The organism is Mesorhizobium sp. M0816 (assembly GCF_040320005.1).
Taxonomy (GTDB): Bacteria; Pseudomonadota; Alphaproteobacteria; order Rhizobiales; family Rhizobiaceae; genus Mesorhizobium.
Window position 1 is genome coordinate 388,729 of the sequence record NZ_JAMYOT010000003.1, and the last position, 12,694, is coordinate 401,422.

A 12,694-nucleotide genomic window follows, 5' to 3' on the forward strand; every position below is an offset into this window, starting at 1 on the left:
TGGGGACCGGTTTTTGGACAAGATCATGGCCAAATAGATGTCCGACGATGCGGATGTGATCATTGTCGGCGCCGGCCTTGCCGGCCTTGTCGCGGCGGCCGAACTGGCCGAAGCCGGCAAGAAGACCATCATCGTCGAGCAGGAGCCGGAACAGTCGCTTGGCGGCCAGGCATTCTGGTCGCTCGGCGGCATCTTCCTTGTCGATTCGCCCGAACAACGGCGCATGCGCATCCGCGATTCGTATGAGCTGGCGCTCGAGGACTGGCTGGGCACCGCAGCCTTCGACCGCACGGAAGATCTCTGGCCGCGCCGCTGGGCCGAGGCCTATCTCGGCTTCGCCGCCGGCGAGACGCGCTCCTGGCTCATGCAGCGCGGCCTGAAATTCTTTCCGGTGGTCGGCTGGGCCGAGCGCGGCGGCGGCAATGCCGTCGGCCACGGCAATTCGGTGCCGCGCTTCCACATCACCTGGGGCACCGGCCCTGGCGTGCTCGAACCGTTCGCGCAGCGCGTACGCGAGGCCGAGAAGCGCGGGCTGATCCGCTTCAAATTCCGTCACCGGGTCAACGAATTGACGCGGACGGGCAGCGTCGTCAACGGCGTGCGCGGCGACCTATTGGCGGCGAGCGATGCCGAGCGCGGCCGCAAGAGCTCGCGCGAGATCACCGGCGATTTCGAGCTGAAGGCGCAGGCCGTCATCGTCGCCTCCGGCGGCATCGGCGCCAATCACCAGCTGGTCCGGGAGAATTGGCCGAAGCGGATGGGCGCGCCGCCGAAACGCATGATCACTGGCGTTCCCGATCATGTCGACGGCCGCATGCTGGCGATCGCCGAAGCCGCCGGCGGCCGGCTGATCAACCGCGACCGCATGTGGCACTATGTCGAGGGCGTCAGGAACTGGGCACCGATCTGGACCGATCATGCGATCCGCATCCTGCCCGGCCCGTCATCGCTGTGGCTCGATGCGCGCGGCAAGCGCCTGCCGGTCCCGCTCTATCCCGGCTTCGACACGTTGGCCACGCTCAGCCACATCATGAGCACCGGCTTCGATCATTCCTGGTTCATCCTGACCAAAAAGATCATCCAGAAGGAGTTCGCGCTGTCGGGCTCCGAGCAGAACCCCGATCTGACGGGGAAGAGCTGGCGCCAGGTGCTCGGCCGCGCCACCAGCGGCGTGCCCGCGCCGGTCAAGGCGTTCATGGAGAAGGGCGAGGATTTCATCGTCGAGCCTGATTTGCCGGCGCTGGTCGCCCGCATGAACGCGGTGGCCGGCGGCGAGCCGCTGCTCGAACTGGCGCAGGTTGAGCGCGAAATCCGCGCCCGCGACCGGCAGCTCGACAATCCGTTCTCCAAGGACATGCAGATTACTGCGTTGCGCGGCGCGCGAGCCTATCTCGGCGACCGGCTGATCCGCACCGCAAGACCGCACAAGCTGCTCGATCCCGCCAATGGCCCGCTGATTGCCGTCAGGCTCAGCATCCTGACCCGCAAGACGCTCGGTGGGCTGGAGACTGACCTCGACAGCCGCGTGCTGGGGGCCGGCGGCCAACCAGTCGAGGGGCTGTACGCGGCGGGCGAGGCCGCCGGTTTCGGCGGCGGCGGCATGCACGGCTATGCAGCGCTCGAAGGCACGTTTCTCGGCGGCTGCATCTTTTCCGGCCGCAGTGCCGGACGGGCGGCGGCACGCGCGGTGGGGTGAAACAAGGCCCGCCGGCGGCCGTTGCGCCAAGGTGGCGAGTCGCACCGAGTGGCCAACTTCCCTTAGAGCGTTTTGCAGCCAAATGGAATCATTTGGCGTCCGCATAAATGCGGCAAAACAGATAGTTAGAGCGGGTTACCGGTTCCAGGAGAACCGGAACCGCTCTAGGCGAAGGGCTGCAAATTGACGTCTTGAAGCTTGGAACCGGCAAGCAAAGCCTCGAGCACCTGCTTCTTGAGAGACAGGCACTGCGAACGGGCAAGTTTGACGATGGCGGAAACCTCGCCTGCCTCGCAGGCAAGGACCAACTCCTTTTGCTGGGCGATGATCAACTGGGTGAAGTCGCGGGACTTGAAGCCGAGGTGGAGAACCCGCGCCGACTGGTCGAGTATCTGGTCCAGGAGATGCGCCAGTCGTAAATTTCCCGAGAGCTCCGCAAGGGCCAGACGAAAGGCACGGTCGGCCGCAAGAAAGGCAACGTGGCTGCGTAGCGTCTCCGGCTTCAGCACTTTTTGCGCTGCCAGCCTGACATCCTCGAGCCCGCGCTCGGTCATGTTCGATGCCGCCACCCTGAACACTTCCGGCTCGATCAAGCTGCGGACATCGAAGATCTCGTTGACATCCCGCAGGCTGAGCGTAGCAACGACGTAGCCGCGGCGCGGCTCGCTCCTGACCAGACCTTCCTGCATCAGACGAGCCAGCGCCGCGCGGATCGTCGCCTTTTTGATCTGGTATCGATCACCGATCTGTTTCTCTGTGAGCGCTTCGCCGGGGCTCAACACGCAGGCGATGATGTCGTTCCTCAGCTGCTCATATGCCTGTTCCCTGCGAAGGACGTCGGCGGCCGACAGTGCTGTCGCCTCGACCGTGGCCGGCCTTGCCGGTTCGGCGGTCAACTTCGTCGTTTTCATATTCTGTCCGTCTGGCTGTCCCGTTGACGCTGGCCTCAGCATTCGCTAGCGTGAGCATCTCAGATAAGCAATCTGAGCATCTCAGGGAGGATAACTGATATGCCTTTACCCGCCAACTCGCCTCTCTACGCCGTTGCCGATGATATCGTCAATGCCGCGAAGGGGCCAGATCCCCTCGAAGCGGTAAGGACGGTCCTGGGCGACTACACCAACCGCTTTCACGCATCGGGAACACTCGCTCACGAAGAAGACGACGACGAGGTGCTTCTGCATGCGAGTCCGAACCTGACGATCTATCACATCACTCTGTCGCCCGGCCTGCAGTACCCGCCTCACAACCACCTGATGGATGCCTTGATCGGCATCTACAAGGGCAGCGAGACGAACTTCATCTATCCCGTTGCCGGCAGCGAACTCGATGTTCCCGAAAGGCAGGACATCGCAGCGCCTGCCGTGGTGCACATGGCGTCAAATACCGTGCATGCGGTTGCGAATACGGGCGGTGCGCGATCGGGTGCGCTGCATGTCTACCTCGGCGATCTCACACGAACCCACCGGCAGCTGTGGAGTCCGGACAGCAACCACGCCGAGCCGTTTGACAATGACCGCTATCTGGCCGGCGCTCGGCCCATTCAGCAGTCCGGGCACGAATGAGCGCAGGGGCGTCGCGGGCGGCGAAATTGGCCGTGATCAGCGGACCCGTCGGAATCGCGTCACACTTGTCACTCTCGCCAATCCGCTATCGCCCCTATCCTGGCTCACGACCCAACACGTCGCGCCGGTGCGGCGACAAACCAGCAAGGGAGATGCACAATGACGGCACATCAGAATGGCACAGGCGAGCAGACGACGCGGCTCGCGATGAAGACACCACCGGTCGTTTCGCCTGACGCGTGGGAGGCCGCGCGCCAGCAGTTGCTCGTGAAGGAGAAGACTGTGACCCGGGCTCGCGACGCACTGGCCGCCGAGCGCCGGCGGATGCCGTGGATGGCGGTGGAGAAGACCTATACGTTCGAGGGCCCCGACGGAAAGGTGAGCCTGCTCGACCTGTTCGAGGGCCGCCGTCAGCTGATCGTCTACCGCGCCTTCTTCGAGCCCGGCGTATTCGGCTGGCCCGACCACGCTTGCCGCGGCTGCTCGCTGGGGGCGGACCAGGTCGGCAATCTTGCCCATCTGAACGCCCGCGACACCACGCTTGCCTACGCCTCGCGCGCACCGCAGGCCGACATTGCGCGGCTGAAGGCGCGGATGGACTGGAAGATGCCCTGGTACACCATCACCGACAGCTTCGATGCCGATTTCGGCGTTGACGAATGGCACGGCCACAACGTGTTCATCCGCGACGGTGATCGCGTGTTCCGTACCTACTTCATTAACAACCGCGGCGACGAGGCGATGGGGACCGTATGGAGCTATCTCGACCTGTCGCCGCTCGGCCGCCAGGAGGTTTGGGAGGATTCGCCCGAGGGCTATCCGCAGACGCCGACGTACAAGTGGTGGAACTGGCACGACAATTACGGCGCCGAAGCCGTTCCCGACAAAAAGTGGGTCGAGGTGTCGGACGCCGGAGAGGCCGCGTTCCGGAACCGCACTGAATAGAACGTCTTTGGCGTCGCGCAAATGCGGCCAGGACAATTGGAGGAGCGGGATGCACGGTTCGACCGCATCCCGCTCGCTATGTAGGACTACGGACATGAGCGAGATTCATGCAGGCGGATCCACCGGCGATGCGAGCCCGGCCGGCCATAGTGCAGCCGATTGGCTGTCCTTTGCGGCCGCGCCGACCTTCGCAACCATGGCGCTGCTGACGCTTCTCGGCGGCGCGCCGGACATGATGTGCTCGACCGGGCAAGAGGCGTCACCGCTGGGCGGCATGGTCCCGATGTACCTGCTGATGAGCGGCTTTCATTTAGGACCTTGGCTGAAGCAGGTTTCCGGCCGGCGACGCCGCCGCAAATAGAGCTGTACCGGCCGACAAAGGCCCGTTCTGGTCGGGAAGACATCCCTCACCAGATCCACTCGCCCCTTCCCAAAACCGCTACCGCATCGACAATCCGGGTAAAGCTCGAGCGGGCGCGGCCGGCCCTGTGCCTGGCGCGCAAATAGCCATGCACCAGCCCCGGCTCCTCGAGCCACCAGGCGCGCCCGCCCGCGGCAACGATGCGGTCGCGATAGGCTTCGCCGTCCGACGACAGCGGGTCGCATTCAGCGGTGATCACGACGGTGGGCGGAAGATTGGCGAACTCGGCGTCGGCGAGCGGCCACAGAGTGAGATCGCCGGTGCGATCGTCGCCACCGGTCCTGATGTCCCTGTAGAAAACGAGGTCGCGCGCGGTAAGCATCGGCGCCTCCGCGTGGGTGACGTAGGAACCGGCGGAGCTGTCGCCGCCAAGGCCGGGATAGACCAGAATCTGGCCGATCGGCTTGCGCGCATGGCCGCGCGTTGCGTGACTGACAGCGGCGGCGAGATTGCCGCCGGCACTGTCGCCGCAGAGCAGGACAGGACGCTCGTAAGTCGCCGCCGCCCATTCGAAGGCGCTGATGGCGTCGTCGAAGGCGGCCGGATGAAGGTGCTCAGGCGCCAGCCGGTAGTCGACCGAAACCACTTCATAGCCGGTGCGGCCGCAAAGCTCGGCGCAGAGGTCGTCGTGGCTGTCGAGCCCGCCGAGGATAAAACCGCCGCCATGGAAATAAAGCACCATCGCCGAAGCTTCCGGCGCCGGGGCGCGGTAGACGCGGATCGGAATGTGCCAGGGTGTGGCAATGGCGGTGGTTTCCGCCGTGACGCCTTGGGGATAGCCGGCAAAGAACTCGCGGCACATCCGGTTGTAGATCTCGCGCTGCTCGGCGATGGTGTAGTCGATCGTATCGGGCGGATAATAAGAATTGGTCCGCTCGATGAAGGCCCAGGTCTCGGCGTCGATGAGGGTTTTGTAGTCGGTCATGGGCGCTGAATGGATCGCAATGAATCCGCCTGAACACCCTCCTCTGGCCTGCCCTCTTTGCCACCACTTGGCATCTTCCCCTCAAGTGGGGAGATCGGCAGCTTCGGCGAAACCGCCTTTTCTCCGGCGTCGACAATTGGCGAAAGCGATGATGACATCCAATCTCCCCCCTTGAGGGGGAGATGTCCGGCAGGACAGAGGGGGGTGAGCGCCATCATTCCTGCAATACCACTACTTCCCCTTCCACACCGGATCGCGCTTCTCGGCAAAGGCGCGAAAGCCCTCGAGATTGTCCTCCGAGCCGTAGAGTGCGTCAACCGTCGACAGTTGCCGGCGCGTCACCCGGTTCATCGCGTCCTGGAAAGTCAGCGATTCTGCGACCCGGGCCGTCTCCTTGATCGCGGCGAAGACCAGCGGCGGGCCGCTGGCGAGCAGCCGCGCGATCTCCCAGACGCGGTCCTCCAGTCTTTCCTTGGGCAGCACCTCGTTGACCAGGCCCCATCGATGCGCCTCGGCGACATCCATCCAGCGGCCGGTGAGCAGAAGGTCCATGGCGACATGGTAGGGGATGCGCTTCGGCAGCTTGATCGTCGCCGCATCGGCAAGCGTGCCGGCGCGGATTTCGGGCAGCGCGAAGGAGGAGTGATCCGATGCATAGATGAGGTCGCAGGATAGCGCCAGTTCGAAGCCGCCGCCGACCGCCATGCCGTTGACGCAGGCGATCACCGGCTTGTTGAGATCGCGCAGTTCCTGCAGCCCGCCGAAGCCGCCGACGCCGTAGTCGCCGTCGACCGCGTCGCCGCCGGCCGCGGCCTTCAGGTCCCAGCCGGCGCAGAAGAACTTGTCACCAGCGGTCTTGACGATGGCGACGCGCAAGTCGGGATCGTCGCGAAACGCCTTGAAAGTCTCGCCCATCAGCCGCGACGTCTTCAGGTCGATGGCATTGGCCTTGGGCCGGTCGAGCGTGACTTCGAGGACAGCGCCTTCGCGGCGGGTCGAAATGATTTCAGACATTCTTCTTGTCTCCAAGCACCAGCAGCGCATCGGCGATCCAGGCGCCCTTGCCTTCGGTGCAGACGATCAGCGGATTGATGTCGAGTTCCTCGATCTCGCCGGCGTTTTGCTGCACGAAAGCGGCAATGCCCGATATCGCATCGATTGCCGCTGCGACATCGGCCTTCGGCCGACCGCGATAGCCGTCGAGCAGCGGGAACAGTTTCAGCCCGCGCAAAGCGGCCTCGATATCGTCGCGGGTCGCCGGCAGCATCAGCGTGACGCTGTCGCGCAACAGCTCGACCAGCACGCCGCCGGTGCCGAGCGTCATCACCGCGCCGAACATCGGGTCGCGGGTGAAGCCGACGAGCAGCTCGGCGACGCCGTCGCGCACCATGCGCTCGACATAAAGGCCCGTGCCGAGCGGGCCGAGATCGTGGGCGGCGGTGCTGACGGATTCGGCATCCCTCAAATTGAGCCGGACCGCGTCGAGCTCGGACTTGTGGATCACACCAAGGGCCTTCAGCGCCACCGGGAAGCCGAGCGCCATCGAGGAGATGACAGCTTCGACCGCGTTGCCGGCGCGCTCGCCCTTCGGCACGGGGAGCCCGGCCTCGATGAGCCGCGCCTTCGCCTCGGCCTCGTCCGGCGTGACATGGTCGCCGACCGGCGCGCCGGACGCCGAAGTGTCGATCGGCTGCGCCTGCGGCTCGCGCCAGGCCCAGCCGATGAAGGCCGCCGCCTGGGCGGCGTCCATGGCTTCGGAGATGCCGAACAGCGGCACCATGCCCCGCGCCATCAGGCCGGCAGTGTATTCCTCGGGCAGGTTCTCCGGCAGCGAGGAGACGATCGCGCCTTGCGCGCTGTTGGTCTTCAGCGCCACTTCGAAGGCGCGCAGCGTCGCCCACCAGTCGGTGTCCGAGCAGCGGTCGGGGCGCGGGAAATCGAGCACCAGCATGTTGAGGTCGAAGCCGCCCGACACCATCGCGGTGAAGGTGGCGGTCATCGCCGGCTCGTTGTTCCAGATGAAGGTGTGGTAGTCGAGCGGGTTGGCCACCGCGACCAGCGGCCCGAGCGTCGATTTGACATGCGCGCGGTGCTCGGGGGTGAGTGGCGGAAACGTCACCCAGCGGCCTTCGGCGCTGTCGGCCATCACCGACGCCTCGCCGCCCGAACAGCTCATCGACGACAGCCGGTAGCCGGGCAGGGGGCCGGTGACGTGCAGCAGCTTGAGCGCCTCGATGAAGGCCGGGATCGAATCGATGCGGGCGATGCCGAGCCGCTTCAGGAAGGCGCCGGACGCTGCGTCCGAGCCGGCCAGCGACGCGGTATGGGAAACGGTCGCCTGCCGCGCCTGCTCGGAGCGGCCGACCTTCATGGCGATGACAGGCTTTTTCAGCTCGCGCGCCCGTGCCGCCAGCCTTTCGAAGCCGGCTACCGAATCGAAAGCCTCGATATGCAAGCCGAGCGCGGTGACACGGTCGTCCTCGATCAGGCCGAGCGCCATTTCGGAAAGCCCGGTCTGCGCCTGGTTGCCGGCGGTCATCAGAAAGGCGATCGGCAGGCCGCGCTTCTGCATCGTCATATTGATGGCGATGTTCGACGACTGGGTGATGATGGCAACGCCGCGACCGCCTTCTGGCAGCCTGATGCCGCCATGCTGGTCGGGCCACAAAAGCGCGCCGTCGGCATAGTTGATGAGCCCGTAGCAGTTCGGCCCGATGATTGGCATTTGGCCCGCCGCCGCGACCAGCTCGGCCTGCAGCCGCTCGCCGTCCTCGTCATAGGCCTCGGTTTCGAGGAAGCCGGCGGCGAAGCAGACCGCACCGCCGGCGCCGCGCTCGGCCAGTGCCTTGACCACTTCGATGGTCAAGTGCCGGTTGACGCCGACGAAAGCGGCATCCGGCGCACCGGGCAATTCGGCCACCGAGCGATAGGCCTTGCGGCCGGCGACCTCGGCCTTGCTCGGATGCACCGGCCAGATCTCGCCGGCAAAGCCCATCTTGATCGATTGCGCGACGACGGCGGCAGCCTGCGCGCCACCGAAGACCGCGATTGTCCGCGGGCGCAAAAGGCGCTCAAGTTTGTGCATGAACACCCTCCTCTGCCCTGCCCTCTTTGCCAAAACTTGGCATCTCCCCCTCAAGGGGGGAGATTGGCAGTTGGGCCGCCGGCCCCAGGCATGCAACGGCAATAACTGGCGAAATCAGGAATGGCGGCCGATCTCCCCCCTTGAGGGGGAGATGTCCGATAGGACAGAGGGGGGCGCGAAGGAATGCAAACATTGCGCTGTTCAGCCCCCGAACGGGCGCAGCAGCGCCCGCGAGATGATGTGGCGCTGGATTTCCGAGGTGCCTTCCCAGATGCGCTCGACGCGGGCGTCGCGCCAGATGCGCTCGAGCGGCAAATCGTCCATCAGCCCCATGCCGCCATGGATCTGGATCGCCTCGTCGGCGACAAAGGCGAGCATCTCGGTGGCCTTCAGTTTGGCCATGGCCATGTCCTGGTCGGTGACGGTACCCTGATCGTACTTCCAGCCGGCTTCGAACACCATCAGGTCGGCGGCCTTCAGCTCGGTCGCCATGTCGGCGAGCTTGAACGACACGCCCTGGAACTTGCCGATCGGCTGGCCGAACTGCTGGCGCTGCGCGGCGTATTCGACGGCGTGGCCAAGCGCCCGCTCGGCGCGGCCGAGGCAGGTGGCGCCGACCTGCAGGCGCGTTGCGCCAAGCCACGAATTGGCGACGTCGAAGCCTTTGTGGACCTCGCCCAGAACCTGACTGGCCGGCAACCGGCAATCGTCGAATTCGAGGATGGCATTGGTGTAGCCGCGATGCGAGACGTTGCGGTAGCCGTCGCGCACCGTAAAACCCTTGGTGCCCTTATCGACAAAGAAGGCGGTGATCTTCTTGCGTTTTCCACGCGAAGACCCTTCCTCACCCGAGGCCATGAAGACGATGGCGAAATCGGCGAGGTCCGCATGGCTGATGAAATGCTTGGTGCCGTTCAGCACCCAGTCGTCGCCGTCTTGCACGGCGGTTGCCTTCATGCCGCGCAGATCGGAGCCGGCGCCCGGCTCGGTCATTGCCAGGCAATCCCATTTCTCGCCGCGAATGCAGGGAAACAGATATTTTTCGCGCTGCTCCGGCGTGCCGGCGAGAAGGATGTTCGAAGGCCGCGCCACGCAGGTCCAATGCAGCGCGTAATTGGCGCGGCCGAGTTCCTTTTCATAGAGCAGCCAGGTCACCGTATCGAGCCCGGCGCCGCCGACATCGGCCGGCATGTTGGCGGCATAGAGGCCGGCTTCGATCGCCTTGGCCTTGATCTCCTCGATCAGCTCGCGGCGCAGCACGCCGGTACGCTCCACTTCGCGCTCATGTGGGTAAAGCTCGTTCTCGACGAAGGCCCGCGTCGTCTCGACGATGAGCTTCTGCTCCTCCGAAAGACCAAAATCCATGGTCTCAGCCTTTCTTCCTTTTCTTCGGCTTTTCAGCCTTTGCCTTTTCGGCCGCCTTGGAGGCGGTGGGCTTCTTGGCCGCGAGCTTGGCCAGCTGCCTGGTGTAGTCCTTATGCAGGGCGCCGGCACCCCAGCCTTTGCCTTTGTTCTGCTTCGACAGTGCCTCCATGATGGCGACCAGATTGTCGTCGCGGATCTTTTCGAGCTCGCGGATCGACAGACCGTGCGCCTGGTCGTCCGACTGCGTGGCGATCAGCTCGACCAGCTCATCGTTGAACTCCGGCACGTCCATCAGCTTGGTCCACGGCCATTTCAGGCACGGGCCGAACTGCGCCATGAAGTGGCGCATGCCGGCCTCGCCGCCGGCGACGCGATAGACCTGGAACATGCCCATCTGCGCCCAGCGCAGGCCGAAGCCGTAGCGCATGATGTCGTCGAGCTCCTCGACCGTGCAGATGCCGTCCTTGACCAGCCACAGCGCCTCGCGCCAGGCCGCTTCGAGCAGCCGGTCGCCGACGAACGCTTCGATCTCCTTGCGGATCACCACCGGCTTCATGCCGATCGAGGCATACATCTCCTTGGCGACTTCGATCGCCTCGGGAAAGGTCTGTTCGCCGCCGACGATTTCGACCAGCGGCAGCAGATAGACGGGGTTGAACGGATGGCCGACGACCAGCCGCTCCGGGTGCTTCTTCATCGCCACCTGCATGTCGGTCGGTTTGATGCCGGAGGTGGAGGATCCGACAATGGCGTTGGCCGGCGCATAAAGGTCGATCTCGGCCAGCACGCGGTGCTTCAGGTCGAGCCGCTCCGGCACGCTTTCCTGGATGAAGTCGGCGTCGGCCACCGCCTCGGCGATCGTCTTGGCGAAGGTAAGCTTGCCCTCCTTCGGCAGGCCGCCGGGCAGCATCTGCTTGTAGGCGCGTCGCGCTCCCTTCATCACCTCGCCGACCTTGCGTGACGCCTCGGGGTCGGGATCGAAGATCGACACGTCGATGCCGTTGAGCAGCAGCCGCGCCACCCAGCCGGCGCCGATGACGCCGCCGCCGATGGCGGCCGCCTTGTTGATGATGCTCATGCGGAAGCTCCGGTTCTTGTGCGGGCTGTTGCGGGGTCGGTGAGGGCGACACGCTCGCCGGCACGGATCACGGATGCGTCATAGGCCTTGCGCGCGAACACTTCGAGCACGAAGGGCCGGAAGAAATCGATCGGCAATGTCTCGTAGTCGGGATCGAAGCTCGACTGATCCCAGCGTTCGCAAAACTTATCGCAATCGTCGAAGTAGATGTGCCCGGCGAAACGGTCGCGGGCGTGTGGATTGCCGCCGAGGTGGTGGGCGTAATAGAGGCGCTGGAAATCGCCGTGCTTCTCCACCACCCAGGTGCATTGCTCGCGCACAAAAGGCTTCAGGATCGACGCCGCATACTCGTCGTGGTTATAGGGCGCGTAGATGTCGCCAATATCGTGCAGCAAGGCGCAGGCAATCCAGTCGGTGTCGGCGCCGTCGCGCCAGGCCCGTGTTGCCGCTTGCAGTGAATGGCCGAGCCGGGTGATCTTGTAGCCCGAGAGGCCCGCATCAAGCTGGACGAGCGCGTCGAGCAGCCGCTCGCCGGTCTTTGCCGCATAGTCGATCTCGTGCTCGGTGAGGAAGGCATAGTCCTCGCGGTCGCCGTCCTTCATGGCGGTGAATTTCACGGTCTTCATCGGCGGCTCCTCCCAACCGGCTACCGGCTTTCAAAGCGGTGCGCGCTTCGTCAGGTTCAGCTTCTTGCGGACTTCGTCCGGGCCGATGACCCTGGCGCCCATATTCGACACGATGCTGACCGCCCGCTCGACCAGCTGCGCATTGGTCGCCAGCACGCCCTTGTCGAGCCAGAGATTATCCTCCAGTCCGACGCGGACATTGCCGCCGGCCAGCACCGCGGCTGCGACATAGGCCATCTGGTTGCGGCCAATGGCAAAGGCCGACCAGTTCCAGGTCGACGGTACATTGTTGACCATGGCCATGAAGGTGTTGAGGTCGTCCGGCGCGCCCCACGGCACGCCCATGCACAATTGCACCAGCGCGTCCGGCTTCAGCACTTCTTCCTCGACCAATTGCTTGGCGAACCACAGATGCCCGGTGTCGAAGGCCTCGATCTCCGGCTTGACGCCGAGCGCCGTCATCATGCCGCCCATGGCACGCAGCATGCCGGGCGTATTGGTCATGACATAATCGGCCTCGGCGAAATTCATGGTGCCGCAATCGAGCGTGCAGATTTCCGGCAGGCACTGGCTCACATGTTCCATGCGGTTGCTCGCGCCGCCCATGTCCGTGCCTTTTTCGTTCAGCGGCAGCGGCTTCTCCGGCGGGCCGAATACCATGTCACCCCCCATGCCGGCGGTCAGGTTCAGCACCACGTCGACGTCCGCCGCGCGGATGCGCTCGGTTACTTCGCGATAGAGATGCACGTCGCGCCTAGGCTTGCCGGTCTCGGGATCGCGCACATGGCAGTGCACGATTGCAGCACCTGCCTTTGCCGCCTCGATAGCCGAATCGGCGATCTCTCTGGGCGAGCGCGGCACATGCGGGCTGCGGTCCTGCGAACCGCCGGACCCGGTCACGGCACAGGTAATGAAAACCTCACGGTTCATCGCTAACGGCATCGGACTCTCTCCCAATAGAACGTAGGGCAAGAATGCCTGACTTGCC

At 64.7% G+C, this 12,694-nt stretch carries 12 protein-coding genes; 4 read left to right on the plus strand and 8 right to left on the minus strand.

Annotation, left to right across the window (positions count from 1 at the left end; translation table 11 throughout):
- Nucleotides 1-37 precede the first annotated feature (37 nt).
- Nucleotides 38-1,696 (plus strand): FAD-binding dehydrogenase, encoded by a 1,659-nt coding sequence (locus tag NKI17_RS06315; RefSeq protein WP_352905526.1) that lies wholly within the window; start codon nt 38-40, stop codon nt 1,694-1,696.
- A 164-nt stretch (nt 1,697-1,860) separates the two neighbouring features.
- Here NKI17_RS06315 and NKI17_RS06320 read toward each other — a convergent pair whose 3' ends face one another.
- Entirely contained in the window at nt 1,861-2,607 is a 747-nt protein-coding gene (locus NKI17_RS06320; RefSeq protein ID WP_352905527.1) for a GntR family transcriptional regulator, read from the minus strand.
- Nucleotides 2,608-2,706: 99 nt separating this feature from the next.
- Here NKI17_RS06320 and NKI17_RS06325 point away from each other — a divergent pair, with 99 nt between their 5' ends.
- The 3 genes from NKI17_RS06325 (at nt 2,707) to NKI17_RS06335 (ending at nt 4,567) form a co-directional block, all read left to right on the plus strand.
- Nucleotides 2,707-3,261, plus strand: a complete 555-nt coding sequence (locus NKI17_RS06325) for an autotransporter (RefSeq protein ID WP_352905528.1) — start codon at nt 2,707-2,709, stop codon at nt 3,259-3,261.
- Between the two features lie 159 nt (nt 3,262-3,420).
- Nucleotides 3,421-4,206: a DUF899 domain-containing protein gene (locus NKI17_RS06330; RefSeq protein WP_023677589.1), complete on the plus strand. Its 786-nt coding sequence runs from the start codon at nt 3,421-3,423 to the stop codon at nt 4,204-4,206.
- Between the two features lie 94 nt (nt 4,207-4,300).
- Nucleotides 4,301-4,567, plus strand: coding sequence for a hypothetical protein (locus NKI17_RS06335; RefSeq protein WP_023677590.1), 267 nt, complete (start codon nt 4,301-4,303; stop codon nt 4,565-4,567).
- Nucleotides 4,568-4,613: 46 nt separating this feature from the next.
- Here NKI17_RS06335 and NKI17_RS06340 read toward each other — a convergent pair whose 3' ends face one another.
- The 7 genes from NKI17_RS06340 to bcoG all read right to left on the minus strand — a co-directional run bounded on the left by NKI17_RS06340 (nt 4,614) and on the right by bcoG (nt 12,648).
- Complete coding sequence (locus NKI17_RS06340) at nt 4,614-5,552, minus strand: alpha/beta hydrolase (protein ID WP_352905529.1); 939 nt, start codon at nt 5,550-5,552, stop codon at nt 4,614-4,616.
- 231 nt (nt 5,553-5,783) lie between these two features.
- Nucleotides 5,784-6,566 carry a carnitinyl-CoA dehydratase gene (locus NKI17_RS06345; protein ID WP_352451620.1) on the minus strand — a complete coding sequence of 261 codons (783 nt, stop codon included), beginning with the start codon at nt 6,564-6,566 and terminating at the stop codon, nt 5,784-5,786.
- Nucleotides 6,559-8,637: an acetate--CoA ligase family protein gene (locus tag NKI17_RS06350; RefSeq protein ID WP_352620661.1), complete on the minus strand. Its 2,079-nt coding sequence runs from the start codon at nt 8,635-8,637 to the stop codon at nt 6,559-6,561. The genes NKI17_RS06345 and NKI17_RS06350 overlap by 8 nt, the downstream gene beginning before the upstream one ends.
- Nucleotides 8,638-8,838: 201 nt before the next feature.
- Nucleotides 8,839-10,002, minus strand: a complete 1,164-nt coding sequence (locus tag NKI17_RS06355) for an acyl-CoA dehydrogenase family protein (RefSeq protein WP_352701691.1) — start codon at nt 10,000-10,002, stop codon at nt 8,839-8,841.
- Nucleotides 10,003-10,006: 4 nt separating this feature from the next.
- On the minus strand, nt 10,007-11,080 hold the full coding sequence (locus tag NKI17_RS06360) for a carnitine 3-dehydrogenase (RefSeq protein ID WP_352620665.1): 1,074 nt from the start codon (nt 11,078-11,080) through the stop codon (nt 10,007-10,009).
- Nucleotides 11,077-11,706 carry an HD domain-containing protein gene (locus tag NKI17_RS06365; RefSeq protein ID WP_023677594.1) on the minus strand — a complete coding sequence of 210 codons (630 nt, stop codon included), beginning with the start codon at nt 11,704-11,706 and terminating at the stop codon, nt 11,077-11,079. The genes NKI17_RS06360 and NKI17_RS06365 overlap by 4 nt, the downstream gene beginning before the upstream one ends.
- A 30-nt stretch (nt 11,707-11,736) precedes the next feature.
- Nucleotides 11,737-12,648, minus strand: coding sequence for a 3-dehydrocarnitine:acetyl-CoA trimethylamine transferase BcoG (gene bcoG, locus NKI17_RS06370; RefSeq protein ID WP_023677595.1), 912 nt, complete (start codon nt 12,646-12,648; stop codon nt 11,737-11,739).
- Between the last annotated feature and the right edge of the window lie 46 nt (nt 12,649-12,694).

What these genes read in the sequence shown, in the direction of transcription:
- NKI17_RS06315 (WP_352905526.1), top strand. Translation starts at nt 38, where the DNA reads ATGTCCGACGATGCGGATGTGATCATTGTCGGCGCCGGCCTTGCCGGC.
- NKI17_RS06320 (WP_352905527.1), bottom strand. Translation starts at nt 2,607, where the DNA reads ATGAAAACGACGAAGTTGACCGCCGAACCGGCAAGGCCGGCCACGGTC.
- NKI17_RS06325 (WP_352905528.1), top strand. Translation starts at nt 2,707, where the DNA reads ATGCCTTTACCCGCCAACTCGCCTCTCTACGCCGTTGCCGATGATATC.
- NKI17_RS06330 (WP_023677589.1), top strand. Translation starts at nt 3,421, where the DNA reads ATGACGGCACATCAGAATGGCACAGGCGAGCAGACGACGCGGCTCGCG.
- NKI17_RS06335 (WP_023677590.1), top strand. Translation starts at nt 4,301, where the DNA reads ATGAGCGAGATTCATGCAGGCGGATCCACCGGCGATGCGAGCCCGGCC.
- NKI17_RS06340 (WP_352905529.1), bottom strand. Translation starts at nt 5,552, where the DNA reads ATGACCGACTACAAAACCCTCATCGACGCCGAGACCTGGGCCTTCATC.
- NKI17_RS06345 (WP_352451620.1), bottom strand. Translation starts at nt 6,566, where the DNA reads ATGTCTGAAATCATTTCGACCCGCCGCGAAGGCGCTGTCCTCGAAGTC.
- NKI17_RS06350 (WP_352620661.1), bottom strand. Translation starts at nt 8,637, where the DNA reads ATGCACAAACTTGAGCGCCTTTTGCGCCCGCGGACAATCGCGGTCTTC.
- NKI17_RS06355 (WP_352701691.1), bottom strand. Translation starts at nt 10,002, where the DNA reads ATGGATTTTGGTCTTTCGGAGGAGCAGAAGCTCATCGTCGAGACGACG.
- NKI17_RS06360 (WP_352620665.1), bottom strand. Translation starts at nt 11,080, where the DNA reads ATGAGCATCATCAACAAGGCGGCCGCCATCGGCGGCGGCGTCATCGGC.
- NKI17_RS06365 (WP_023677594.1), bottom strand. Translation starts at nt 11,706, where the DNA reads ATGAAGACCGTGAAATTCACCGCCATGAAGGACGGCGACCGCGAGGAC.
- bcoG (WP_023677595.1), bottom strand. Translation starts at nt 12,648, where the DNA reads ATGCCGTTAGCGATGAACCGTGAGGTTTTCATTACCTGTGCCGTGACC.